22 protein-coding genes are annotated in these 23,459 nt (G+C 66.4%); 16 read left to right on the forward strand and 6 right to left on the reverse strand.

The annotated features are described in order from the left end of the window. Positions 1-36: 36 nt before the first annotated feature. From F6X39_RS23880 to F6X39_RS23890, 3 genes are all read right to left on the reverse strand, one after another. Positions 37-717, reverse strand: coding sequence for a methyltransferase family protein (locus tag F6X39_RS23880; RefSeq protein ID WP_187618388.1), 681 nt, complete (start codon positions 715-717; stop codon positions 37-39). A 23-nt stretch (positions 718-740) separates the two neighbouring features. Beyond that, a complete protein-coding gene (locus tag F6X39_RS23885) occupies positions 741-1,577 on the reverse strand; it encodes an arylamine N-acetyltransferase family protein (RefSeq protein ID WP_187618368.1) in 837 nt (278 codons plus the stop codon). A 91-nt stretch (positions 1,578-1,668) separates the two neighbouring features. Continuing rightward, a complete protein-coding gene (locus tag F6X39_RS23890; RefSeq protein WP_187618369.1) occupies positions 1,669-2,346 on the reverse strand; it encodes a hypothetical protein in 678 nt (225 codons plus the stop codon). Positions 2,347-2,675: 329 nt separating this feature from the next. Between F6X39_RS23890 and F6X39_RS23895 the strand changes: the two genes are divergently transcribed. The 6 genes from F6X39_RS23895 to F6X39_RS23920 all read left to right on the forward strand — a co-directional run bounded on the left by F6X39_RS23895 (position 2,676) and on the right by F6X39_RS23920 (position 10,636). Then, positions 2,676-4,199: a carbohydrate porin gene (locus tag F6X39_RS23895; RefSeq protein WP_187618370.1), complete on the forward strand. Its 1,524-nt coding sequence runs from the start codon at positions 2,676-2,678 to the stop codon at positions 4,197-4,199. A gap of 181 nt (positions 4,200-4,380) precedes the next feature. After that, positions 4,381-5,475 carry a hypothetical protein gene (locus F6X39_RS23900; protein ID WP_222945297.1) on the forward strand — a complete coding sequence of 365 codons (1,095 nt, stop codon included), beginning with the start codon at positions 4,381-4,383 and terminating at the stop codon, positions 5,473-5,475. A 33-nt stretch (positions 5,476-5,508) separates the two neighbouring features. Next, on the forward strand, positions 5,509-6,822 hold the full coding sequence (efeB, locus tag F6X39_RS23905; protein WP_187618372.1) for an iron uptake transporter deferrochelatase/peroxidase subunit: 1,314 nt from the start codon (positions 5,509-5,511) through the stop codon (positions 6,820-6,822). 71 nt (positions 6,823-6,893) lie between these two features. Further along, on the forward strand, positions 6,894-7,925 hold the full coding sequence (locus F6X39_RS23910; protein ID WP_187618373.1) for an iron ABC transporter substrate-binding protein: 1,032 nt from the start codon (positions 6,894-6,896) through the stop codon (positions 7,923-7,925). Next, the gene (locus tag F6X39_RS23915; RefSeq protein ID WP_187618374.1) at positions 7,926-9,530 is read left to right on the forward strand and encodes an ABC transporter permease; all 1,605 of its coding nucleotides are present in this window, start codon (positions 7,926-7,928) and stop codon (positions 9,528-9,530) included. It begins immediately after the preceding gene. Positions 9,531-9,580: 50 nt separating this feature from the next. Further along, positions 9,581-10,636, forward strand: a complete 1,056-nt coding sequence (locus F6X39_RS23920) for an ABC transporter ATP-binding protein (RefSeq protein WP_187618375.1) — start codon at positions 9,581-9,583, stop codon at positions 10,634-10,636. Positions 10,637-10,659: 23 nt separating this feature from the next. Here F6X39_RS23920 and F6X39_RS23925 read toward each other — a convergent pair whose 3' ends face one another. Further along, positions 10,660-11,517, reverse strand: a complete 858-nt coding sequence (locus F6X39_RS23925) for a LysR family transcriptional regulator (RefSeq protein WP_090806141.1) — start codon at positions 11,515-11,517, stop codon at positions 10,660-10,662. Positions 11,518-11,619: 102 nt separating this feature from the next. Here F6X39_RS23925 and F6X39_RS23930 point away from each other — a divergent pair, with 102 nt between their 5' ends. After that, positions 11,620-12,552 (forward strand): DMT family transporter, encoded by a 933-nt coding sequence (locus tag F6X39_RS23930; RefSeq protein WP_187618376.1) that lies wholly within the window; start codon positions 11,620-11,622, stop codon positions 12,550-12,552. 21 nt (positions 12,553-12,573) lie between these two features. On the opposite strand, the gene F6X39_RS23935 is transcribed toward F6X39_RS23930, so the two are convergent. Continuing rightward, positions 12,574-13,872, reverse strand: coding sequence for an MFS transporter (locus tag F6X39_RS23935; protein ID WP_187618389.1), 1,299 nt, complete (start codon positions 13,870-13,872; stop codon positions 12,574-12,576). Positions 13,873-14,077: 205 nt separating this feature from the next. On the opposite strand from F6X39_RS23935, the gene F6X39_RS23940 reads away from it, so the two are divergent. The 8 genes from F6X39_RS23940 to mdcH are packed head-to-tail and all read left to right on the forward strand — an operon-like array spanning position 14,078 to position 21,165. Beyond that, entirely contained in the window at positions 14,078-14,848 is a 771-nt protein-coding gene (locus F6X39_RS23940) for a GntR family transcriptional regulator (protein WP_187618377.1), read from the forward strand. A 20-nt stretch (positions 14,849-14,868) separates the two neighbouring features. Continuing rightward, complete coding sequence (mdcA, locus tag F6X39_RS23945; protein ID WP_187618378.1) at positions 14,869-16,539, forward strand: malonate decarboxylase subunit alpha; 1,671 nt, start codon at positions 14,869-14,871, stop codon at positions 16,537-16,539. Between the two features lie 2 nt (positions 16,540-16,541). Beyond that, positions 16,542-17,504: a triphosphoribosyl-dephospho-CoA synthase gene (locus F6X39_RS23950; RefSeq protein ID WP_187618379.1), complete on the forward strand. Its 963-nt coding sequence runs from the start codon at positions 16,542-16,544 to the stop codon at positions 17,502-17,504. Between the two features lie 5 nt (positions 17,505-17,509). Then, complete coding sequence (locus tag F6X39_RS23955; protein WP_187618380.1) at positions 17,510-17,833, forward strand: malonate decarboxylase subunit delta; 324 nt, start codon at positions 17,510-17,512, stop codon at positions 17,831-17,833. After that, positions 17,830-18,714 (forward strand): biotin-independent malonate decarboxylase subunit beta, encoded by an 885-nt coding sequence (locus tag F6X39_RS23960; protein WP_187618381.1) that lies wholly within the window; start codon positions 17,830-17,832, stop codon positions 18,712-18,714. Before F6X39_RS23955 ends, F6X39_RS23960 begins: the two co-directional genes overlap by 4 nt. Further along, positions 18,711-19,535 (forward strand): biotin-independent malonate decarboxylase subunit gamma, encoded by an 825-nt coding sequence (gene mdcE, locus F6X39_RS23965; protein ID WP_187618382.1) that lies wholly within the window; start codon positions 18,711-18,713, stop codon positions 19,533-19,535. The genes F6X39_RS23960 and mdcE overlap by 4 nt, the downstream gene beginning before the upstream one ends. Then, entirely contained in the window at positions 19,535-20,233 is a 699-nt protein-coding gene (locus F6X39_RS23970) for a malonate decarboxylase holo-ACP synthase (protein ID WP_187618390.1), read from the forward strand. Before mdcE ends, F6X39_RS23970 begins: the two co-directional genes overlap by 1 nt. Next, positions 20,233-21,165: a malonate decarboxylase subunit epsilon gene (mdcH, locus tag F6X39_RS23975; protein ID WP_187618383.1), complete on the forward strand. Its 933-nt coding sequence runs from the start codon at positions 20,233-20,235 to the stop codon at positions 21,163-21,165. The genes F6X39_RS23970 and mdcH overlap by 1 nt, the downstream gene beginning before the upstream one ends. Positions 21,166-21,284: 119 nt before the next feature. Here mdcH and F6X39_RS23980 read toward each other — a convergent pair whose 3' ends face one another. After that, entirely contained in the window at positions 21,285-22,199 is a 915-nt protein-coding gene (locus F6X39_RS23980) for a LysR family transcriptional regulator (RefSeq protein ID WP_187618384.1), read from the reverse strand. 100 nt (positions 22,200-22,299) lie between these two features. Here F6X39_RS23980 and F6X39_RS23985 point away from each other — a divergent pair, with 100 nt between their 5' ends. After that, entirely contained in the window at positions 22,300-23,130 is an 831-nt protein-coding gene (locus F6X39_RS23985) for an SDR family oxidoreductase (protein WP_187618385.1), read from the forward strand. Positions 23,131-23,459 lie beyond the last annotated feature (329 nt).

The following is a 23,459-nucleotide window of genomic DNA, read 5'->3' on the forward strand; positions in this document are numbered from 1 at the left end:
TTACCCGGTTCGACGCTGGGAGACGGCTGGAACGCGCTACCAGATAAACGGCACGAAACGGTAACGCACACGCGCCATGTATTGGGTGTAGCCGTCGAGCTGCCCGGCGAGCAGCCGCTCCTCGCGCACCGCACGCCAGCCCATCCCGTACGCCATCACGGGCAGCGCCACGAGCCCCCACCACGAGCCGAGCATCAGCGGCGTGCCGACGAAGAACACCAGCGCGGCCGCGTACATTGGATGACGGACGTACGCGTAGGGCCCGGTGTCGGCGACCTTGTGCCCGCGGCTCGACTGAATCTTGACCACCGGCGCGGCATAGCTGTTCGCGCGAAACACGAACCGGCACATGAAGATGCACAGGAACACGCACAACGCGCCGAGGCCCATGAGCCACGACGGCAGCGGCGCGGACCAGCGAAATCGCATCGCGTCGAAACCCATCAGGATCAGCCAGCCGCACCACGCGGCCCCGATCGCGGCCATGAACACACGATCCCAGTGGCTCTGCTGCGCCTGCACGAACGGCGCGAGCCGCTCCGCGAGCAACGCGGGATCATGACGCGCGAGCCACAAGCCGAGCCACAAGCTCAATACCGCCAGCTCGAACAGATACCACCACGCTGCCGGCCACGCGAGCGTGCCGGCCGCGCCGAACAGCAGCACGCCCATGAAAACCAGCCACGCCAGCGATTGCAGGATCAGACGTGCGACCATCGCGGCTCCCTCGAGCGGTCGGCTCATGCGGCCTCATCGCGCGTGCGCACGCGCTCGAACACGTCGGCGATATCGATGTCCTCCAGATTCAAGCCGAAACGCTCACGCAGACAGTCGGCGAGTTCGGCGGCGCTCGCGAGGCGCCGTTCGTTGACGATCTGCCCTCGTGCGTCGCGCTCGTTGAACTGATCGTTGAATAGCGCCAGGCGCCGTTCGGGCAACACGCGGCACGCCAGCAGGTTATGAACGAACTTCGAATCCGGTGACGTCGACGTATACCAGTTCGAGGTTTCGTAGTCGATCCACTCGACTGCGAGCAGATCGACGTGATAGACGCGGGTCCAGCTCTCGTCCGGCGCCAGCACCTCGAGATAGACGGTGTCGCGCCCCGCGTCGGCGAGACGGAACGTGCCGAGCGGAATCGGCTGCGCGAGGCCGGCGGTCAGCCGCAGCGGCGCGGTCAGCGTCACGGCGCCGAAGCCGACGTCGGCGATCCATGCGTCGCCGTCGATATCGACGCGCAGCACCATATGCGTGCGCGGCGAGATCGTGCCGGGCTCGCGGCCCCACACGACGCGCGCAAGCATCGGCGTGACCCGGAAGCCGAGTTGCATCAGCACGTTCGCGAACAGAATGTTCTGCTCGAAGCAGTAGCCACCGCGCTTTTCGGTCACGAGCTTGCGTTCGACGGCTTCGAGCTCGAGCCTGACGGGCCGGCGCGTCAACGGGTTCAGGTTCTCGAACGGGATCGCGGCGGGATGGAGCCGGTGAATCGCCCGCAGCACGTCGAGCGTGGCGGCGCGCGGGCCCTGATAGCCGATCCGGGCGAAGTAGTTTTCCAGATTGATGGTGTGGGACATCGGCGGAATTCCGGTTGGACTGCGGGTTCGACGCGATCATAGCGGCTTTCGGCGCTGACTCGACCGCGCGCGGGACGAAGCGAAAACGCGCCTACAACCCCTTCAACGCCGACGTCGCGATCGACGGCACCGTAATGCCGTGGCTCGATGCGAACTGCACGGCCGAGCTCAGCGTCGACATCAGCGACTGCAACTGCCCCGGCGCCGACTGCGCGATATACGAAGCGCTTTGCGCGGTCTGCGGATTGAGGCCCGATTGCAGCAGCGACGACGGACTCATCTGACCGAGGCTGCCGAGCCCCGACTGCAAGCTCGAATACTGGCTCACACCCTTGCCGAGCGACGACAGACCCTGCGTGAACGCTTCCTTGTTGACCGGCGTCGCAGACGCGCCGCCACTTGCATGATTCGCGAACGCATCGGTCAGCTTCTGCGACAGCGACTGCTGGGTGCTGCCGACCTGCGTCAACTGACTGACCGACGGCGTGCCGCCGCTGAGCAGCCCCGCCGCCTGCTGCGCCTGGCCGGCGGCACTCGTCATGCCCATCGCCGACGCGAGGCTCGACTGTCCGCTCAGCACCTGCTGGTTCGCGCCCACGTAACTCTGCAGCAACTGCGACACGCCGCCCGACGACGCCCCGGCACCCGCCGCGTTATCGCCACCCCCGCCGATGCCGAACTGCTTCAGATTCAACTGCGCGTGCGCTGCGCCGCCCAGCAACAGACCACCACTCATCAGCAACGAAACCAGAAGAATGCGCTTGCCCATCTCTACCTCCTTACTTTGACTTTCGGGGTGACTCGTGCGCTTCGACACCTCGCCGTTTCGCACGTTCGGCCTGACTACATCAATACGTTTTCATTACGCGCTAATGAATATCTGTTTACGTCCTCATAAAGTTTAGGCGCAGTCCGTAAATCCGGGAATTACATGCCAGTAATCTTGTTGCGAATCGTTCTCATTTGTGTTGACTGCCGCAATACGCCTGCGTACGATCACGCCATCAGCCGCTTTGGCAGCCTGGGACAACACGCGATGTCGCGCCAGGCAGTCGCAGATTGATCACATCGGTCGAAACAACACTCATAAGGATTTCGATGAAGTTCGCCCAACTCAATGGATCGCGTGCCAATGCGCGTCCGGTTTGCGACGCTTGCGCAGGTCCCGGCGCAACTCATCGTACGCGTTTGCCTTCGATGCGGCGCGTCGCACTGTGCACGGCCTTCGCGTGTGCCTCGTTGACCGGCCACGCGGCGCTGGCCGAAGCCAATCCCGATGCGAACCCGGAAGCGCCCGAGGCCGACCTGAACATTCAGGCGACGCAAACCGACCAGTGGACGGGCCTCTGGAACCGCCAGCAATTGCTCGGCGACATGGGCGGCCTGCGTCCGTGGCTCGGCAAGTACGGCATGACCTTCACGCTGACCGAAACCAGCGAAGTGCTGGCCAATCTGCGCGGCGGTCTCGCGCGCGGCGCCAACTACGACGGCCTGACCACCGCTACCGTGCAGATGGATACGCAAAAGGCGTTCGGCCTGCCGGGCGGCCTCTTCAACGTCAGCGCACTGCAAATTCACGGCGCGAACCTGAGCGCGAACAAGCTCGGCACGTTGAATACCGCGAGCGGCATCGAGGCCGACGACGCGACGCGTCTGTGGGAGCTCTGGTATCAGCAGTCGTTCCTGAACAAACGCGTGGACGTGAAGATCGGTCAGCAGAGTCTCGACCAGGAATTCATCACGAGCACGTATGCGGCCCTGTTCCTCAACACGATGTTCGGCTGGCCCGCGCTGCCCTCGTACGACATGCCGTCGGGCGGTCCCGCCTATCCGCTCGCGGGTCTCGGCGTGCGCGTGCGCGGCCAGATCACCCCTTCGTTGACCGCGCTTGCCGGCGTGTATTCGGGCGACCCGCTCGGCAACGACCCGGACAACATGAGCGGCACGAACTTCAACCTGCATAACGGCGCGTTGTGGATCGGCGAGCTGCAGTACTCGATCAACCAGCCGGCCGAAGGCGAAATGGTCGGCACGGGCGGCGGCGGTCTGCCGGGCACCTACAAGCTCGGCGTCTGGTACAACACCAACAAGTTCGCCGATCAGCGCTACGACAACATGGGGCTGTCGCTCGCGAATCCGGCGTCGACCGGCATTCCGGTGAATCACAGCGGCAATTACAGCTTCTATGCGGTCGCCGATCAGATGGTGTGGCGCCCCGACTCCGACGAACCACGCAGTCTCGGCGTGTTCGCGCGCGTGATGGGCGCGCCGGGCGACCGCAACCTCGTGCAAGTCGCGGCCAACCTCGGCGTCGTGCTGAAGGCGCCGTTCAAGGGCCGTGACAACGACAGCGCCGGTCTCGCGCTGACCTACATCAAGGTCGGCAGTCACGTGAACGGACTCGACAAGGACTTCCTGGCATTCAACGGCAGCCCCTACGGCGTGCGCACCAGCGAAACCACGCTCGAGGCGACCTACCAATATCAGGTCAATCCGTGGTGGCAGTTGCAGGCCGACGCGCAATACACGTTCAACGCCGGTGCGGGCCAGAACCCGAACGACCCGACGCAGCCGCTGCGCAACACCTTCGTCGTCGGCGTGCGGACCAATATCAACTTCTGACGCCGCCCGCCGCGCGCTTTCATCCTCGCAAGCACATGCCACCCCACGCAACCGGACCAGCACTTCCCATGCTTTCTATCGTCGCCGCCACTCCCGCTTGGTGCACCCGTACGGAGGCCCAATCGTGAATCAACTTACGCGCAAGCTTGCGGCGCGCGCCGCGCGAGCCCTGCTCGCCGCGATGGCCGGCGCCGCCGCTCTCACGATGGCCGCCAGCGCGCAGGCCGAGCCGCAAGGCTTCCTTGAAACGATCAAGCGTCACACGACGCTGATCAACACCGTGCCGGATAACGGCGACCAGAATCCGTACGCGCTCGTGGTCGCGCCGGTCAGCGCGGGCACCGTGAAGAAAGGCGACGTGCTGGTCGGCAACTTCAACAACTCGACGAACCTGCAGGGCACCGGCAGCACGATCATCGACTATCACCCGGACACCAGACAGATGACGGTGTTCGCGACCGTGCCGCGCGATCTGAAGGAATGCCCGGGCGGCATCGGCCTGTCGACCGCGATGACGATGCTGAAGTCGGGCTGGGTGATCGTCGGCAGCACGCCGAGCAACGACGGCACGACCGGCACCAAGGGCGCTGGCTGCCTGATCGTGATCGACCCGCAAGGCAAGATCGCGTCGACGATCTCGACGCCGAACATCAACGATCCGTGGGGCAACATGGCGGTCGTCGACAACGGCACGAGCGCAACGCTGTTCGTCAGCAACGCGGGCTTCGGCGTCGGCGACGCGCAAGGCGATCCGCCCGTGTTCAAGCAGGCCACCGTGCTGCGCCTCGACCTCGACGTGCCGGCAGGCAAGCCGCCCGTCGTGAAGCAGGAAACCGTGATCGGCAGCGGCTTCGGCGCGCAGGCCGACAAGGGCGTGTTCCTCGTCGGGCCGACCGGCCTCGCGCTGTCGGCCGATCAGAAACTGCTGTACGTGTCCGACGCGATCGGCAACCGCATCACCGAGATCGACGATCCGCTCACGCGCGACAGCAGCGCGGGCGTCGGCCGCCAGTTGACCGCCGACGGCCTGCTGCATCGTCCGCTCGCGATGGTCACCGCGCCCAATGGCCACCTGCTGGTGACCAACGCGTTGAACGGCCAGGTCGTCGAGATCGATCCGGCGACCGGCAAGCAGCTGTACGCACGCTGGATCGATACCGACAAGGCGCAATCGCCCCCCGGCAACGGCGACCTGTTCGGTATCGCGATGACGCCGGAAGGCGACGGCTTCTACTACGTCGAAGACGACGTGAACACGCTGGTGCTCGCGAAGTAGGCGGCACCCAGGTTTCAGGAAGGTGAACTGACCATGACAAACGATCACTCCCCACGGCCGTCACGACGCGGCTTCCTGAAGGCGGGGGGCGCGGCGGTCGCCGCCGGCGCGAGTCTCGGCGCAGGCCTCGCGACCTCGCCGCCCGCGCTCGCGAAGGCGCCCACGCATAGCGCCCAGAACGCCGATCCGCAGTTCGCGGCCGAGCCGTTCTACGGTCCGCATCAAGGCGGCATCGTCACGCCGCAGCAGAGCCACACCTACGCCGCCGCGCTCGATCTGAGCACCGACAAGCGCGACGAAGTGATCGCCCTGCTGCGCACGTGGACCGAAGCAGCCGCGCGCCTGACGCAAGGCGGCACGGCCTTCGCGCTGCCCGCCGGCGACGGCGGCGGCGGCCAGGCCGCCCCCGATTCCGGCGACGTGCTGGGCCTCGGCCCGAACGGTCTGACGATCACGTTCGGCTTCGGCCCCGGCCTCTTCACGAAGGACGGCAAGGACCGCTACGGGCTCGCGTCGCGCCGCCCCGCCGCGCTCGTCGATTTGCCGCGCTTCAACGGCGATCAACTGATCAAGGAGAAGACCGGCGGCGACCTGTTCATCCAGGCGTGCGCGAACGACGCGCAGGTTGCGTTTCACGCGGTACGCCAACTGACGCGCCGTGCCTACGGCGTCGCGGCGATGCGCTGGGGCCAGGCCGGTTTCCTGTCCGGTCCGCGCGCTCAGACGCCGCGCAACCTGATGGGCTTCAAGGACGGCACCAACAATCCGGCGACCGCGAAGCCTGAGCTGATGAACCAGTTCGTGTGGGCTCGCGCCACCGACGACGCGCCGTGGATGGAAGGCGGCACCTACACGGTCGTGCGCCGCATCCGCATCACGCTCGAACACTGGGACAACACCGAGCTCGGTTTCCAGGAACAGGTGTTCGGCCGCCACAAGTACAGCGGCGCGCCGATCGGCAGCAAGCATGAATTCGACGCGGTGGATCTGAAGGCCGAGGACAAGGACGGTAACCCGCTGATCCCCGAGAACTCGCACGTGCGTCTGTCGAATCCGGCGAGCAACAACGGCGCGCAGATTCTGCGCCGCTCGTATTCGTACAACGAAGGCACGAACTTCTATATCGAGCGCTGGCCGCCGTGGCGCCAGGAAACCGAGTACGACGCGGGGCTGATTTTCATCGCGCACCAGAGCGACCCGCGCACCGGCTTCATCCCGATCAACGACCGGCTCGCGAAGTTCGACATGATGAACCAGTTCACGACTCACGTCGGCAGCGCGATTTTCGTCGTGCCGCCGGGCGCGAAGCCGGGTTCGTATGTCGGCGCGGGGCTGTTCGAGACGTGATGCAGCAAATGAAGCACGCCGGGCGTGCAGCGCCTGGCTCACTCAACACACTCAAAACGGACTTCTGCAACATGGCTCATTCCTGGTTTGCCACCCGTCTGCGCGCGCTCGGCAGCATGGCCGCGCTGTCGCTCACCGCGCTCGCGACGATGCCGTCGGCGGCTCACTCGGCGTCGATCACGCTGTACAACGCGCAGCACGAGCAGGTCGTCAATCTGCTCGCGAAGGACTTCGAAAAGGAGTCGGGCATCTCGGTGAAAGTGCGCAACGGCGAAGGCCCGGCGCTCGCCGCGCAGATCGTCGCGGAAGGCGCGGCGTCGCCCGCCGACGTGTACTTCACGGAGAACTCGCCGGAGCTGATGCTGCTCGAGGAAAAAGGTCTGCTCGCGAGGGTCGACGAAGCGACGCTCCGCGCGGTGCCGGCACGTTTCAATTCGCCGAGCGGTGTATGGGTCGCCGTGACCGCGCGCGAGAGCGTGCTCGCATACAACACGACGAAGCTGCAGCCGTCGCAACTGCCGCAATCGGTGTTCGACCTCGCGAAGCCTGAATGGAAAGGCAAGGTCGGCATCGCGCCGAGCGACGCCGACTTCCTGCCACTCGTGAGCGCGGTGCTGGCCCTGAAGGGTGAAGAGCAGACGCTCGCGTGGCTGAAGGGTCTCAAAGCCAACGCGCAGATCTTCGACGATGACGAAGGCGTAGTCGCCGCGGTCAATCGCGGCGGGGTCGCGGCCGGTCTGATCAACAACTACTACTGGTCGCGTCTGCATGCGGAAATCGGCGACGCGAAAACCCGCAGCGCGATCTATCACTTCGGCCACGGCGACGCCGGCGCGCTCGTCAACGTATCGGGCGCGGGCGTGCTGAAGTCCGCGCACAACGCGGACGGCGCGCAGAAGTTTCTCGCCTATCTGGTCAGCGAACGCGCACAGCAGCTGATGGCCAACAGCCACGTGATGTTCGAATATCCGCTGCACGCGGGTGTCGCGCCGGACCCGATCCTCAAGCCGTTTGCCGAACTGACTCCGCCCACGCTGACGATCCAGCAGCTCGGCGACGATAGCCAGGCCGGCAAGCTGCTACGTCAGGCAGGCCTGCTGTAAATGAGCGAAGCACTGTCAGCCGGTCCGCCGGCCGTCCCCCCAGCCCCGGCGCGCGGGCGGACGCGCGCGCCGCGCGGCCTTTTTGCGGCGGCAGCACTCAGCGCTTTGCTGGTGCTGCTGCCGATTGCGTTTACGTTCTGGCGCGCGGCGAGCTTCGGGATCGGCGACGCGCTCGATCTGATCTGGCGGCCGCTCGTCGGCGAGCTGCTCGTCAATACGACGTTGATCACCGTCACGACTACCCTCGTTTGCGCGGTGATCGGCACGGCCGCCGCGTGGTTCGTCGAGCGCACGCATCTTCCCGGACGGCGCGCGTGGGCCGTGCTGTGCGCCGCGCCGCTCGCGATGCCGGCCTTCATTTCGAGCTATGCGTGGGTGTCCTTGAGCGAGGACTTGCAGGACTTCAACGGCGCGTTGCTGGTCTTGACCTGCGCGTATTTTCCGCTCGTCTATCTGCCGGTCGCCGCCGCGCTGCGCGGCATGGACCCGGCACTCGAAGAAAGCGCGCGCGCACTCGGCTGCAACCGCTGGACGAGTTTCGCGCGCGTCGTGCTGCCGCAACTGCGGCCGGCGCTGCTGGGCGGCATGCTGCTCGTCGCGCTCGGCGTGCTATCGGAATTCGGCGCGTTCACGCTGCTGCGCTTTCATACGTTCACCACGCAGATCTACGCGGAATATCGCACCAGCTTCGACGGCGGCGGTGCATCGCTGCTCGCGTGTCTGCTGATCATGATCTGCCTCGTCGTGCTTGCGTTCGAGTTTCGCGTGCGCGGTGCAGCGCGCTATGAGCGCGTCGATCGCGGCACGCGCCGCGCGGTGTTGCGCTACGAGCTCGGCGGGTGGCGCTGGCTCGTCGTCGCGGGCTTTGCGCTGCTGACGCTTGCGACGCTCGGCGTACCGCTCGGCATGATCGGCTTCTGGCTCACGCAGCCGGGCGCGGCCGCCGTGACGCCCGCCGACGTATCGCCCGAACTGCTGTGGAACGCGACGTGTTCGTCGCTCGGTTTCGGCCTCGCGGCCGCCGCGCTGACCACGTTGCTCGTGGTGCCGCTCGCGTTTCTGCTGGTGCGTTATCCGACGCGTTTCGCGACGCTGTTCGAGCGCACCGTGTTTCTCGCGCAGGGCGTGCCGGGGCTCGTGATTGCGCTCGCGATCGTCTCGCTCGCCGTGCATGCGCTGCAGCCGCTCTATGAAAGCGCGATGCTGCTGATCGTCGCCTACGCGATCCTGTTCATGCCGGTCGCGCTCGTCAGCGTGCGCGCGGCATTCATGCAGGCGCAGCCGCGCCTCGAGGAAACCGCGCGCGCGCTCGGCCTTGACTGGACGCAGACGCTCGTGCGCGTCGTGCTGCCGCTCGCGGGCCCCGGGCTCGGCGCTGCCGCGGCGATGGTGTTCATCTCGGTCGTCACCGAACTGAACGCGACGCTGCTGCTGTCGCCGCTCGACACGCAAACGCTGGCGACCCAGGTGTGGGCCGACACGTCGACGATGGCGTTCGCCGCGGCCGCGCCGTATGCGGCGCTGCTGACCGGCATCTCGCTGTGCGCGTCGGGGCTGCTGTTCGCGCTGCTCGGCCGCTCGGCGCTGCTCGGCGAGCGCGGCTGACACGCGCCGGCTTTTTCATCGCTGCTTTTGTTCGACTACTTCGGATTTTCATGAGCGAACTTCGTATCCGCGGACTGCAGAAATCGTTCGACGGTCACCCGGTGCTGCACGGCCTCGATCTCTCGGTCGAGCGCGGCACGCTGCTCGCGCTGCTGGGGCCCTCGGGCAGCGGCAAGACCACACTGCTGCGGCTGTTGTGCGGCTTCGAGCGCGCGGACGGCGGAAGCGTCGAGATCGATGGCCGGCGCGTCGTCGACGACAACCTGCACGTACCGTCGGAGCAACGCCGCATCGGCTACGTGCCGCAGGAAGGCGCGCTGTTTCCGCATCTGTCGGTCGCGGACAACATCGTGTTCGGTCTGCCTCGCACGCAGCGCCGCGCGCGCCATCGCGTCGCTGAGTTGCTAGAGTTGGTCGGCCTGCCCGCGCATTTTGGCGAGCGCGCGCCGCAGCAACTGTCGGGCGGTCAACAGCAACGTGTCGCGCTCGCCCGTGCGCTCGCACCCGCGCCGACGCTGATCATGCTCGACGAGCCGTTCTCCTCGCTCGACGCCGCGCTGCGCGTCGAAACGCGCCAAGCGGTCGCAAGTGCGCTGGCCGCGGCCGGCGCGACTGCCGTGCTGGTCACGCACGATCAGTCCGAGGCGTTGTCGCTCGGGCATGAGGTCGCGGTGCTGTGGAACGGGAGGCTGATCCAGACCGCGACGCCCGAAGTGCTATACCGCCGGCCGGTGACGCGCGAGCTTGCGTCGTTCATTGGCGAGGCGGTGTTGTTGCCGGGCATCGCGCAACACGATCGCGCGAGTTGCGAGCTCGGCGAACTCGCACTGGTCGCGCCCGTCGGTCACGGTGCGGTCGACGTGATGGTGCGTCCCGAGCAGATCCGCCTGCTGCGCGCCGATGAAACCGCGCGCACAGGCGCCGCACACGACGCGCTCGTCACTGACGTGATCTTCCAGGGGCAGGACGCAAGCGTCGCGCTGCAATTGCAGTCCGCGACGCGGGCGATGGTGCGCGCGCGCGTGCCCGGTTATCTGTGCCCGCGTCCGGGTGAGCGCGTGCGGCTCGCGGTCGAGGGTGAAGTGACCGCCTATTCGCGTGCCTGAACGGCTAAGGCTGGCACGCTCGGCTACCGCAGCGACAGATCCTGCACCATCTGCTGCGCCAGATAATCGCAGGTCGGCCGATCCGATTTCGCGCTGCGCGCGACCACGATTTCGAGCGGCGCGATTCTCGGCAGCCCTTGCGCGTCGCCGAGTATCGCGAGCCGCGGCGGCACGCTGCACCGCGTCAGCGCAATCACCGACAAACCGGCATCCACGGTCGCGACGAGCCCCATCAGGCTCGCGCTGCTGAACGCCGCGCGATAACGGATGCGCGCGCCATCCAGCGCAGCCAGCGTGTGCTGGCGCGCGACGCAGCCCGGCTCGTACAACCCCACCGGCAACGGCGAGGCCTTCAGCACCGGCGTATCGACCGACGCCCCCACCCACACCATCGGTTCGCTGCGCACGAATTCGCCGCGCATCCTGCGGTCGCGCGTGACGAATGCGAGGTCGATCTTGTTGTCCGCGAGCATCGGCGCGAGTGCCGTGCTCTGCGCGCAGACGATCTCGATCTCGACGCGCGGATACAGCGTCGCGAAACGCCGCAACACCGGCGATAGCAGCGACGACACATAGTCGTCCGGCGCGCCGAGCACCACCCGCCCGGTCACCTCGGGCCGCACGATCGCCGACCACGCCTCCTCCTGCAATGCAAGCGCGCGCCGCGCGTATTCGAGCAGCGTACTGCCGGGCCGCGTCAGCGACAGGTTGCGCGTGTTGCGTGCGAACAGCGTCGTGCCGAGCATCGTTTCGAGCCGCTTGATCTGCATGCTGACCGCCGCCTGCGAGCGATGCACGCTCGCCGCCGCCTTCGTGAAGCTGCCCGCCTCCACGACCGCGACGAAGCTGCGCAACAGATCGACGTCGAATTCAGGGTTCACGATTTATCAACCGGACTTATGGAATTGCTCAATTTAATTCGTTTGTGAACAGGCCACAAGCGGCGCAATACTCGCAGGCATCATGTTTCGGAGTCGTTGCGCATGTCCCTCACCTCACGTCAACAAGGCGCGATCACGCTGGCGAGCGGCGGCCTGCTGATGGGCACGATTGGCGTTTTCGTCGAGGAGGCGCGGCTCGATGCGCTGACGCTCGTGTTCTTCCGCTGCCTGTTCGGCTTTCTCTCGCTCGCCGCCTATTGCGCGTGGAAGGGCTTTTTCACGCGCGCGCAGTTCACGCGCCGCACGGTCGCGCTCGCGCTGATTTCCGGCGTGCTGATGGTCACGCAATGGGTCGGCTTTTTCGATGCGATTCATCGCACCAGCATCGCGGTCGCGACCGTCGTGTTTCATGTGCAGCCGTTCTGGGTCGTGCTGATCGGCGCGGCGCTCTTTAACGAGCGGCTCGGCGCGGACCGGCTCGGCTGGATCGCGACGGCGTTCGTCGGGCTCGTGCTCGCGTCGGGCGTGATCGCGGCCGGAAACCTGCAAGGCCACAGCAGCTATCTGATCGGCTTGAGCGAAGCGCTGCTCGGCTCGCTGCTGTATGCGAGCGTCACGCTGATCGCGAAGAGCCTCGGCGAAATGCGCCCGCATTTGCTGACGCTCACGCAATGCGCGGTCGGCGTGATCTGTCTGCCGCTGATCGCGCCGCTCATCGCGCCTTTGACGCTCACGCATATCGGTCCGATACAGTGGTTCTGGCTGATCGGCATGGGCGTGCTGCACACGGGATTGTCGTATGTGCTGATTTACGGCGCGCTGCCCAAGCTCAGCACGCCAGTGATCGCGGTGCTGTTGTTCGTTTATCCGCTGACCGCGATCGTCGTGGATGCGCTCGTGTATGGCCGTGCGCTGTCGCTGTCGCAACTGGCGGGCATGGCGCTGATCGTCGCCGCGAGTCTCGGCGTCAATCTCGGCTGGCCGTTGCTGACGCTGCTCCATCCGGGTGGGCGGGCACGCAGTCACGCGAAGTAAAGCGCGCCGCCCGCCCGGTTCTTACTGCGGCAGCGTCTCGCCCTTCGTCTCCGGCGCGAACGGAATCACGAACAGGCCTAGCACGAACACGAGCGCGGTCAACGCGATCGGCACGCCGAGCGTCTGCATATGCAGCACCGCCGCGCCGAGCAGAAAGTTGACGCCGGCGCCGACGAAGCGTCCAACCGACGTGCAGAACGCAAACGCCGTCGCGCGTACGCGGGTTTCGAACTGCTCGGGCAGCCACAGGCTGAACAACGCGAAGTTGCCGCCGAAAAAGCCCAGCACGAACAGCCATGCGATGAACGGCGCGAGCCCGTTCGGCAGATAGAACGCCCAACCGAAGCTCGCCGCGATCGACACCGCCATCCCCGCGAAGTACACCGCGAGCGTCATCTTGCGGCCGATGCGCTCGGCCAGTGGCGGCAGCGCGAGACAACCGAGGATCGTGCCGATCGACAGCAAGCCGGTCGCGAGCGACGCGGTGCGAATCGAATCGCCCTTGGACATGCCGGCGCGCGCCGCCAGTTGGATCACCGCGGACGGCTCGTAGACGGCGCCCGCCCACAGCCCGATGATCGCGATCGTCAGCAGAATGCACGCGACCCATGTGCGACGCCGGTAAGCCGGCCCCATGATCTCGCGCAACGGCTTCACGCGCACCGTCTTTGCGTCGGCTTTCTGCCACTTCTCCGGCTCCTTCACGCGCAGCAGAATCAGAATCGCGACGACGACCGGTACCGCGCCGGTCAGGAACATCGCGCGCCAGCCGAAATGCACGCCGACCGTGTAATTGAGCGCAGCCGCGAGAAAGAAGCCCGCGTAGTACCCGGTCTGCAGATAACCGGCGCCCATTTTGCGACGATCCTCCGGCCAGGCCTCGGCAACGTAGGTGCCCGCGAGCGCCCATTCCCCGCCGATCCCGACGCCCGCGATGAAGCGATAAATACCGAGCTGCCACACATTGGTCGAGGTCGCGGCGAGCCCGGTGAAAATCGCGAACGTGAAGATGGTGGCGGCGAGCACTTTGGTGCGGCCGAAGCGATCGGCGAGCGGTCCCCAGATGAACGACAGTCCCCAACCGACCAGAAACAGCGCGAACAGGATCGATCCCGCGAGGCCGACATTCGACGGCGTCGCCGCGAAGCCCGAACGCGGCAACAGCTCGGTCAGCGCGGGCGTGAGCACCAGCGCGTAGATGAACGAGTCCATGCCGTCGAGCGTCCAGCCGGCCCACGCTCCCCAGAACCCTGCGATCTGCGAACGATTGAGCGGTGTGCGCTGACGCGCGACCGCTCGTCGGTCGGTTACTGTATTCATCATGCTCCTCCGGCCTACGATAGTTGAACGTAACGAAGAAAGGGACGGGCGCGCTTGGGGATGGCTCGACGACGTTGATTGATCGGCGATGTCCTCGTACAACTCATTCAGAGGACGGCGCGAGCACCTGCCTGGAATGTGGTTCAAGACTTCCGGGTTTGCCCGCGCTGAAATGCGCGTCTTTTTATATATAATATTTGATACTATGACCGACGCAACTGAAGGTTTTCCCCTGGACGCCGCCATGTCCGGTTCGTTTCTTCCGGCTGCCGCGCCGCGCGAAAGTACCTCGCACATGATTGCTGAGGCGCTGCGCGCGGCGATCGTCGACGGCACGCTCGCGCCTGGCGCCCCGCTGCGCCAGGACGCGATTGCCCGGCATTTCTCGGTCAGTGCGATTCCCGTGCGTGAGGCGCTGCGCCAGCTCGAAAGCGAGGGCTGGGCACGCGCGGCGGTCCATAAAGGCGCGACGGTCGCGCCGCTGTCCGCCAACGAAGCGCGCGAGATCTACGAGATCCGCTCGGCGCTCGAAAGTCTCGCGCTCGGCCTTGCGATTCCGCATCACACCGCCGCGACGCTGCGCGAAGCCAGGGACTTGTGCCGCGCCGCCGAGCGCGAAGAGGATCCGTCGCTATACGTCACGCGCAATGCCGCGTTCCATATGTGTCTCTACGCGCCCGCCGGCCGGCCGCAGCTCGAGGACATGATCGGCTTGCTGCACCGGCGCGGCGAACGCTATCTGCGCCTGAAGTTCGGCTTGCCGTCGTACAAGGGCGAGTCCGACAGTGAGCACGCCGCGCTGCTTGAAGCCGTCGAGCGCCGCGATATCGCGACCGCGCAGTCGCTGGTGGTCGCGCATCTGCTCGGCACCGGCGAGCTTCTGCATCGTTTCCTGACCGAGCGCGCGCGCGAAGAAGCGCTTGCGCATCAACCGAAGCCGCGCGGCCGACGCCCGCGCGTCACCACCGGGAGCTGATCGAACCGATGACCGAGCCGATGAACCACCCCGCCGAAGCCGCCGCATCGCGGTCCACTGTCCGCTCGTGGACGACCCGGCGCGACGAAAAGAACCGCCGCCTCGCGGCCATCGCGCCGTGGCTCGAAGACGGCGTGCTGCCCACGCACCGCATCGTCGATGCGCTCGAAACGTTGATCCAGCCCGGCGAGCGCGTCGCGCTCGAAGGCGACAACCAGAAGCAGGCCGACTTCCTGTCGCGCTCGCTCGCCACGGTCGATCCTCACAAGCTGCACGACGTGCATCTGCTGATTTCGAGCATCAGTCGTCCTGAGCACTTGACGCTGTTCGAGCGCGGCATCGCGCACAAGGTCGATTTCTCGTTCGCGGGGCCGCAGAGTTTGCGCGTCGCGCAACTGCTCGAAGACGGCCAGCTCGAAATCGGCGCGATCTATACGTATGTCGAGCTGTATGCGCGCATGTTCGTCGACCTGACGCCGCACGTTGCACTGCTGTGCGCGGACAAGGCCGACCGTCACGGCAATCTGTACACCGGCCCGAATACCGAGGACACGCCGACGATCGCCGAGGCCGCCGCGTTCCGTCACGGCATCGTGATCGTGCAGGTCAACGAGATCGTCGACGAATTGCCGCGCGTCGACATTCCGGGCTCATGGGTCGACGTGGTCGTGCAGGCGGACCGGCCGTTCGCGGTCGAGCCGCTGTTCACGCGCGATCCGCGCCATATCGGCGACTTGCAGGTGCTGACCGCGATGATGGTGATACGCGGCATCTACGAGCCGTATGGCGTCACGTCGCTGAATCACGGCATCGGCTTCGATACCGCGGCGATCGAACTGCTGCTGCCCACCTACGGCGAATCGCTCGGTCTCAAGGGCAAGATCTGCCGCAACTGGACACTCAATCCGCACCCGACGATGATCCCCGCGATCGAATCGGGCTGGGTCGACAGCATCCATTGCTTCGGCAGCGAGGTCGGCATGGAGGCGTATATCGAGGCACGCCCCGATGTGTTCTTCACCGGCAACGACGGCAGCCTGCGCTCGAACCGCGTGCTGTGCCAGTTGGCCGGGCAATACGGCGTCGACCTGTTCATCGGCTCGACGCTTCAGATCGATGCGGACGCGAATTCGTCGACGGTCACGCGCGGACGGCTCGCCGGTTTTGGCGGCGCGCCGAACATGGGCCACGATCCGCGCGGCCGGCGTCATTCGAGCGAGGCGTGGCTGAAGCTGTTGAAGGGCGACGGCGCGGTGTCGCGTGGCCAGAAGCTCGTCGTGCAACTCGCGGAAACGTACAAGAAAGGCGGCGAGCCGACCTTCGTCGATGAACTCGACGCGGTCGCGGTCGGCGCGAAAAACGACATGCCGATCGCGCCGGTGATGATCTACGGCGACGACGTGAGCCATGTGGTCACCGAGGAAGGCATCGCGCATCTGCACAAGGCCGAAGGCATCGACGAGCGGCGCGCGGCGGTCGCGGCGGTGGCCGGTGTCACGCCGATCGGTCTGCGCGCGAAGCCCGAGAAAACCGCGGAATTGCGCCGGCGCGGCATCGTCGCGTATCCGGAAGATCTCGGCATCCGGCGCGGCGACGCGAAGCGTTCGCTGCTCGCGGCGCGCAGCATCGACGATCTGGTCACGTGGTCGGGCGGACTGTACGCGCCGCCCGCGCGCTTCCGGAGCTGGTGACGATGGCGTCCGCTGCTGTTCTTGAACGGTTGGACGCGTCGCTCGCTTCGGTCCTGCGCGATGCGTGCGGCACCTCGCCGGTCGCGCCGTTTTCCGACGCCCAACTCGCGCGCGACGCGATCATCGCGCTGATCGACGAGGCGGAGCTCACGCCGAAGCCCGCGCTCGTCGACCGGCGCGGCAGCGGCGCGCATCGCGACCTCGATCTCGCGATCATGCGGCGCTCCGCGCACGCGCTCGAACCGACCTTCGCGGCGCTGGCGCGCACGGCGCGCCGCCGCGGCGAACCCTCGGCGCTGCTGCGCGCCGAGCTCGCGCAGATCGGCCGCGCGGGCGAACAGGAGATGATGCAGGCGACGGGAGGGAGCAATGCGCATCGCGGCGCGATCTGGATCATCGGCTTGCTTGTCGCGGGCGCGGCGCTCGAAACGGCTTCGAGTTCCTCCTTGCGTGCGCACAGACCTGGCGATCCCAACCGTGTCGATACCTCGCGCATCTGCACGCTGGCCGCGCAGATCGCCTGCTTCCCGGACCGCTTCGCCGCTTCGTCCGATAGCCACGGCGAACGCGCGCGTCGACGCTATCAGGTCGGCGGCGCGCGGCGCGAAGCGCAGGACGGCTTTCCGCACGCGCTCGAGGTCGGCCTGCCGGCATTGCACGCGGCCCGCGCACGCGGCCTCGACGAAAACGCCGCGCGCATCGATGCGCTGCTCGCGATCATGAGCACGCTCGACGATACCTGCCTGCTGCATCGCGCGGGACTCGCCGGCTTGCATGCGGGGCAGCGCGGCGCGCGGCGCGTGCTCGACGCGGGCGGCAGTTCGACAGCCGCGGGCCGCGTCGCGCTCGACGCGCTCGAACGCGAACTGTTGTCGCTGAACGCATCGCCGGGCGGCGCGGCCGATCTGCTCGCCGCCACCCTCTTTCTCGACATGCTGGCGCATCGCGACGCCAGCCGGAGCTGAGCCTCATGGAACATTTGACCTTCGACTATCCGGCGCAACGCGCCGTCACGACCCGCGCGCACGTCGGCGTGGTCGGCTCGGGCGATCTGGAAGTGCTGCTGTCGCCTGCCGCCGCCGATCCAGGCGGTTCGGCGCTCGCCGCGCACGTGGTGGTGCGCACCAGCGTCGACGGCTATGGCCACATCTGGAAGAGCGTGCTCGACCGCTTCTTCACGCGCTACGACGGCGCCGCGCACATCGAGATCAACGACTTCGGCGCGACGCCGGGCGTGGTCGCGTTGCGGCTCGCCGAAGCGGTCGAAGCGGCCGAGGAAGGAGACAGCGTATGAGCACGAGCGCCAGCGTACGTAGCGCGCCGCTGCTGCGCGAAAGCTTCATCGAACTGCCCGCGCGCGAGCGCGCCCGCTCGCTGCTCGACGCGGGCAGCTTCCGCGAACTGCTCGGACCGTTCGATCGCATCGGGTCGCCGTGGCTGCCCTTGCAGGGCATCGTCTGCCAGGCCGACGACGGTTGCGTGATCGCGCGCGGCACGATCGACGGCGAACCGGCCGTAGTCGCCGCGATCGAATCGGCGTTCCAGGGCGGCAGCATCGGCGAAGTGTCGGGCAGCAAGATCGCTGCGGCGCTCGAGATGGCGCTACGCGACTGCGAGCGTGGCAAGCTCGTGCGCCCGGTCGTGCTGTTCGAGACCGGCGGCGTGCGGTTGCAGGAAGCGAACCTTGGGCTTGCGGTCATCGCCGAGATTCAGGCGGCGATCGTCGCGCTGCGCCGACGCGTGCCGGTGGTCGGCGTGATCGCGGGCATGGTCGGCTGCTTTGGTGGCATGTCGCTCGCGGCCGCGCTGTGCTCGTATCTGATCGTGACGAAGCAGGGACGGCTCGGCATGAACGGACCTGAAGTGATCGAGCAGGAAGCCGGTATCGAAGAACTCGATGCGAGCGACCGCCGCCGCGTATGGCAACTGATCGGCGGCGAGCAGCGCGTCGCGAGCGCGCTCGCCGACACGCTCGTCGACGACGATGCCGCGGCCGTGCGCGCCGCCGTACGCGCCGCGTTCGCGCAAGGCGTGCCGGCCACGCATCGCAGCGAGCAGGTCGACATGTTCTTGCAGAGGCTCGCGCGGATCGATCCGGCGAGCGTCACGCCCGAGACGCTGCGTGATGTGTACAACCCGCGAGGGCGCGATGCGTCGAACAAGGAGCAGGCATGAACGACACGACACTCACACGCGGCGCGCGCTGGTTCAACGCACTGGTGGCCGGCGAATCGTCGAGCGCGGCGCCCGTCTGGAGCGGCGATGCGCCGCTCGGCGGCGACACCGCGCGCTTCATCACGGTCGTGCCCGATCCCGCGAACCGTTTTCCGCGCGCGACCACCAACGTGGTCGGGCTCGAACAAGGCTGGCAACTCGCGCGCGCGGTGCGTGAAGCGATCGAAGCGGATGCGGGTGTGGACGCCGGCACGCGCCGCCCGATCGTCGCCATCGTCGACGTGAAGAGCCAGGCGTACGGCTATCGCGAGGAAATGCTCGGCATCCACCTCGCCTGCGCGGCCGCCGTCGACGCCTATGCGAGCGCGCGCGACGCCGGCCATCCGGTGATCGCGCTGATCGTCGGTCCGGCGATGTCCGGCGCGTTCCTCGCGCACGGCTATCAGGCGAACCGCATCGTCGCGCTCGACGCGCCCGGCACGATGGTCCACGCGATGGGCAAGGAGGCGGCCGCGCGCGTCACGCGCCGCACGGTCGAAGAACTCGACGAACTCGGCGACACGATCGTGCCGATGTCGTATTCGATGACGTCGTTCGCGAAGTTGGGGCTGCTCGATCAGTTGATCGAAGGCATCGACGCGGACGCGCCCGATGCGGCACAGATCGAGCGCGTGCGCACGGTGCTGGTCGAGCAGATTCGCAGCGCGCGCGAGGGGGATCGTACGCTCGCGCGTCGGCTGGAATCGGCGGCGGCGCGGCAGACTCGCGCGGCGTCGATCGAGGTGCGGCGGCGTCTTGCCGAACAATGGGATGCCGTGTGATGCGCGTGTGCGCGGCTGCGCCCTTCTCCACCGTGCACGCCACGTCGTGCGACGCGCGGTGGCGGCCGCATGATCTGCTGCGCTTGCGGCGGCTGGACTCGCCCGATGACGAACCAGCGTGGGTTCGCGACGCGTTCAACCGCGCGCCGTATGCGGTCGTCCGACGCGCGCTCGCCGCTGATGGTTTCGTCGCGATCGGCCTACGCGGTGCGAAGCGAGCGCAACGCTACGGCACATGGGTGCATGCGGACGATATCGTCGGTGCCGTGCCGCCGGAATCGCTCGCGCAGACGCAAGCCGATGCTGGACGTGATGCATTGCCCTCGTTCGTTGCACTGCTTTCGTTGCAACGTGATTCGGGCGGTCCGCTTGGTGGATTCGCTTGGGGACCTATTGGCAGCACCGGCTTTGAACTGGCGACGCACGTGCCGACTGTCAACGAAGCGAGCGACCTCGATCTGTTGATCCGCGTGCCGCAACCGCTGGCGCTGACTGTCGCGCGTGCTTTGCTGGAGCAACTGCAAACGCTCGCGGCGCATATCGGTATCCGCATCGATGCGCAACTCGAAACGCCCGCGGGTGGCGTGGCGCTCGCGGAATGGGCCGCGGGCAAGGCGCGCGTGCTTGCCCGCGATGCGAGCGGCCCCCGCTTGATCGCCGATCCGTGGGCGGCGGTTGCTCACCATGGCATTGCCTGATGCTCGCGCTTCTGTTCCCCGGCCAGGGTGCGCAGAGCGAAGGCTTTCTGCATCGACTGCCGCAGCATCGCGCGGTACAGGACACGCTCGCTGAAGCCTCCGACACGCTTGGCATCGACGTGCTGACGCTCGACTCATCCGACGCTTTCGATTCGACGGTCGCGGTGCAACTGGGCTTGACCGTCGCGGGCGTCGCGATCATGCGCGCGCTCGCCGATGAAGGATTGGCGGCGGAGATCAGCGCGGGACTGTCGATCGGCGCGTATGCGGCGGCGGTCAGTTGTGGCGCGGTGGCGTTCCGCGATGCGCTGAAGATGGTGCAGCGACGCGCCGAGCTGATGGAAACCGCTTATCCGGCGGGCTATGGTCTCGCGGCCGTCTCCGGCTTGAGCGAGCAGCAGGCGGAAACGCTCGTTGCACAGCAGGCCGCGGAGCAACGGCAACGCGTGTATATCGGCAACGTCAATGCACCGCGCCAGATCGTGATGGCCGGCGCGGACGATGCGCTCGACGGGTTCATCGAACGCGCGCTCGCGGCCGGCGCGCGCAAGGCCACGCGGCTCGCGGTCAGCGTGCCCTCGCATTGCGAATTGCTCGCGGCCGCGAGCGACGAACTTCTGGCGTACTCGCGCACGTTGCATTTTGAAAGACCGCGCGGGGTTTATATCGGCAATCGCGGTGGACGCCCGTTATATACGGCCGATGCGATTCGCGAGGATCTTGCGACCAATATGCGTTACACCGTGCGCTGGTTCGATGCGCTCACCGTGATGCAGGAAATGGGCGCGCAGGTGCTGGTCGAGGCGCCGCCGGGGCAGGTGTTGACAGATATCGTGAGGGAGAATTTTTCTGAGGTCAGTGCGCTGGCTGCGAGTACATTGCCGTTTGACAGGTTGGTGGGGACGGTACGCAGGCGGTTGGAGCGTGGCTGACGGGGGGGGGCTTTGCGGTGTGCGAATGCGGCTGGGCCAAGGGCGTCTGGGAGCTTCGGCCAGACGCCGCTCTCGCAAGCCGGCGTCGGCGAATGGGCGCTCTTGCTGATTCGCGGAAGCTACCTCGACGGCTCGGACACGCTGCCGGGCAGTTGCCGCACCAGCTCGATGAATGCCCGCAACCCGGCGGGAATATGTCGGCTTCCGGGAAAATAGAGAAACAGTCCGGGAATGAGCGGGCACCAGTCACTCAGCACCGCAACGAGCCGCTTGCGTGCCATCGCGTCGCGCGCATACGGCTCGGGTACGTATGCAATACCGAGTCCCCCCAGTGCCGCTTCGATCATCAGCGTATTGCTGTCCATCGTGAGCGCGCCGGGCGGATCTATCGTGCAGGCCTGACCGTGACGCGCAAACTCCCATCGATAGCGTTTGCCACTGGGCAGACGTTGCCGGACGCAGCGATGGGTCTGCAATTCGTCCGGCACGGCAGGCCGGCCATGCTTGCGCAGATAACGCGGCGACGCCACTGCAACAAAGCGTAAATCCTCGCTGATCCGTACCGCGATCATGTCCTTGGGTACCGCTTCACCGAGCCTTACGCCTGCATCAAAGCCTTCCGCGACGATATCGACGAAACGTCCGTCCGAGACGAGATCCAGCTCCATCTGCGGATACATCGCCAGAAAGCGCGGCACGACAGTCTGGAGCAGTTGACGGATCGCCCCGTCGCTTCCATTGATGCGCAGCGTGCCGCGAAGCGCCTCATCTTCCCGCGCGACATCGTCGAGCACGTGATCGAGATCGCTCAGCACAGGGCGCAGACGTGCAAGCAGACGCTCCCCCGCTTCTGTCAGGGATACGCTGCGCGTGGTCCGGTGCAGCAAGCGCACATCCAGATCGTTCTCGAGTCCGCGCATCGCATGGCTCAGCGCCGAACGCGACACGCCCAGTTCGCCTGCGGCCTGCACGAAGCTCCGCCGCGCGGCGACGACCATGAACGCCTGCAAATCGTTGAGAGTCGGTTTGCCCATTGGTGAATTTCCTTCAACACGTCATGCCGATCGGCCTGGCTTCTCCGACGAATTCCATTGTTCTAGCATGAACTCCTGATCCTTCCAACGGAGCATGAGCATGACGAAGAACTGGCTGATCACGGGCGCATCGAGCGGGCTGGGGCGTGGGCTGACGGAGAAGCTGCTGGCACGCGGCGACGGCGTTGTCGCGACGCTGCGCAGGCCCGGCGCATTGGACGATCTGCGCAAGCAACACGGCGAGGACCGACTGGAGGTCGTCACTTGCGACCTGACGAACGTCGATGCAATCAGAGCCGCTGTAGCGCAGGCATTTGCTGCGCTCGCGCGCATCGACGTCGTCGTCAGCAACGCGGGCTACGGGCTGTTCGGCGCGGCCGAAGAGCTCGACGACACCCAGATTGCACGGCAGATCGAGACGAATCTGACCGGGTCGATCCAGTTGATACGCGCGGTCATTCCGCGTCTGCGGGAACAGGGCGGCGGACGGATCGTGCAGGTGTCGTCGGAAGGCGGCCGAATCGGCTATCCGGCTTTTAGCATTTATCACGCGACGAAATGGGGAATCGAGGGTTTCGTCGAAGCTGTCGCGCAAGAAGTCGGACCGTTCGGCATCGACTTCGTGATCATGGAGCCCGGTCCTACGCGCACCAACTTTGGCGCGGGTCTCGACCGCGCGGCGCCGATGCGCGTGTACGACGACACGCCCGTCGGTGAAATCCGGTGCGCACTCGACGCTGGCTATTTCGATTTTGCGGATGCGGCGAAAACTGTCGACGCAATGATCACCGCGATCGACAGTCCGTCCCCTCCGCTACGGCTTGCGCTGGGCAAGTCTGCGTACGAATCGATACGTGCGTCGCTGACAAAGCAACTCGCGAGTCTCGAGGCGCAGAAGGAGATCGCGTTGTCGGTGATGGAGCGTGGATAGCCAGATGGCGAGCCACTCGATGGCCCCGGAACGTAGCGCAAGCGACGTTTCTAAAGGATGACTTCCAAGGGATGAAGAGATTCGAACAGCCGAACACTTCGTCAACCAAGGGAGCAGATGTGGCCGGTCGGTAGTTGACGCGATCGCCCCAGATCGACACGCAAGTGCCCTCCGAATCCCGCGTGCCCTTTACGCCGGCTTCCGACCCGGATCTGCCCTTCGCCCCAATGCGGACTCGGCGGCGGCTTTCAAAGTAGAACGGCCGCCTGGTGGTGCATCCGCGGTCCAGGCGCTTGCCGCCCATACGCAGTCGTTTTCGCCAGGGAGAA

It is taken from the genome of Paraburkholderia sp. UCT2 (genome assembly GCF_014397665.1).
Taxonomy (GTDB): domain Bacteria; phylum Pseudomonadota; class Gammaproteobacteria; order Burkholderiales; family Burkholderiaceae; genus Paraburkholderia; species Paraburkholderia tuberum.

Coding starts and splice junctions, on each gene's coding strand:
- F6X39_RS23900 (WP_222945297.1), top strand. CDS start 4,381: ATGGCCGGCGCCGCCGCTCTCACGATGGCCGCCAGCGCGCAGGCCGAG.
- F6X39_RS23890 (WP_187618369.1), bottom strand. CDS start 2,346: ATGGGCAAGCGCATTCTTCTGGTTTCGTTGCTGATGAGTGGTGGTCTG.
- F6X39_RS23960 (WP_187618381.1), top strand. CDS start 17,830: ATGAGCACGAGCGCCAGCGTACGTAGCGCGCCGCTGCTGCGCGAAAGC.
- F6X39_RS23970 (WP_187618390.1), top strand. CDS start 19,535: ATGCGCGTGTGCGCGGCTGCGCCCTTCTCCACCGTGCACGCCACGTCG.
- F6X39_RS23910 (WP_187618373.1), top strand. CDS start 6,894: ATGGCTCATTCCTGGTTTGCCACCCGTCTGCGCGCGCTCGGCAGCATG.
- F6X39_RS23885 (WP_187618368.1), bottom strand. CDS start 1,577: ATGTCCCACACCATCAATCTGGAAAACTACTTCGCCCGGATCGGCTAT.
- F6X39_RS23940 (WP_187618377.1), top strand. CDS start 14,078: ATGACCGACGCAACTGAAGGTTTTCCCCTGGACGCCGCCATGTCCGGT.
- F6X39_RS23920 (WP_187618375.1), top strand. CDS start 9,581: ATGAGCGAACTTCGTATCCGCGGACTGCAGAAATCGTTCGACGGTCAC.
- F6X39_RS23895 (WP_187618370.1), top strand. CDS start 2,676: ATGAAGTTCGCCCAACTCAATGGATCGCGTGCCAATGCGCGTCCGGTT.
- mdcE (WP_187618382.1), top strand. CDS start 18,711: ATGAACGACACGACACTCACACGCGGCGCGCGCTGGTTCAACGCACTG.
- mdcA (WP_187618378.1), top strand. CDS start 14,869: ATGAACCACCCCGCCGAAGCCGCCGCATCGCGGTCCACTGTCCGCTCG.
- mdcH (WP_187618383.1), top strand. CDS start 20,233: ATGCTCGCGCTTCTGTTCCCCGGCCAGGGTGCGCAGAGCGAAGGCTTT.
- F6X39_RS23880 (WP_187618388.1), bottom strand. CDS start 717: ATGGTCGCACGTCTGATCCTGCAATCGCTGGCGTGGCTGGTTTTCATG.
- F6X39_RS23915 (WP_187618374.1), top strand. CDS start 7,926: ATGAGCGAAGCACTGTCAGCCGGTCCGCCGGCCGTCCCCCCAGCCCCG.
- efeB (WP_187618372.1), top strand. CDS start 5,509: ATGACAAACGATCACTCCCCACGGCCGTCACGACGCGGCTTCCTGAAG.
- F6X39_RS23985 (WP_187618385.1), top strand. CDS start 22,300: ATGACGAAGAACTGGCTGATCACGGGCGCATCGAGCGGGCTGGGGCGT.
- F6X39_RS23935 (WP_187618389.1), bottom strand. CDS start 13,872: ATGAATACAGTAACCGACCGACGAGCGGTCGCGCGTCAGCGCACACCG.
- F6X39_RS23950 (WP_187618379.1), top strand. CDS start 16,542: ATGGCGTCCGCTGCTGTTCTTGAACGGTTGGACGCGTCGCTCGCTTCG.
- F6X39_RS23955 (WP_187618380.1), top strand. CDS start 17,510: ATGGAACATTTGACCTTCGACTATCCGGCGCAACGCGCCGTCACGACC.
- F6X39_RS23980 (WP_187618384.1), bottom strand. CDS start 22,199: ATGGGCAAACCGACTCTCAACGATTTGCAGGCGTTCATGGTCGTCGCC.
- F6X39_RS23930 (WP_187618376.1), top strand. CDS start 11,620: ATGTCCCTCACCTCACGTCAACAAGGCGCGATCACGCTGGCGAGCGGC.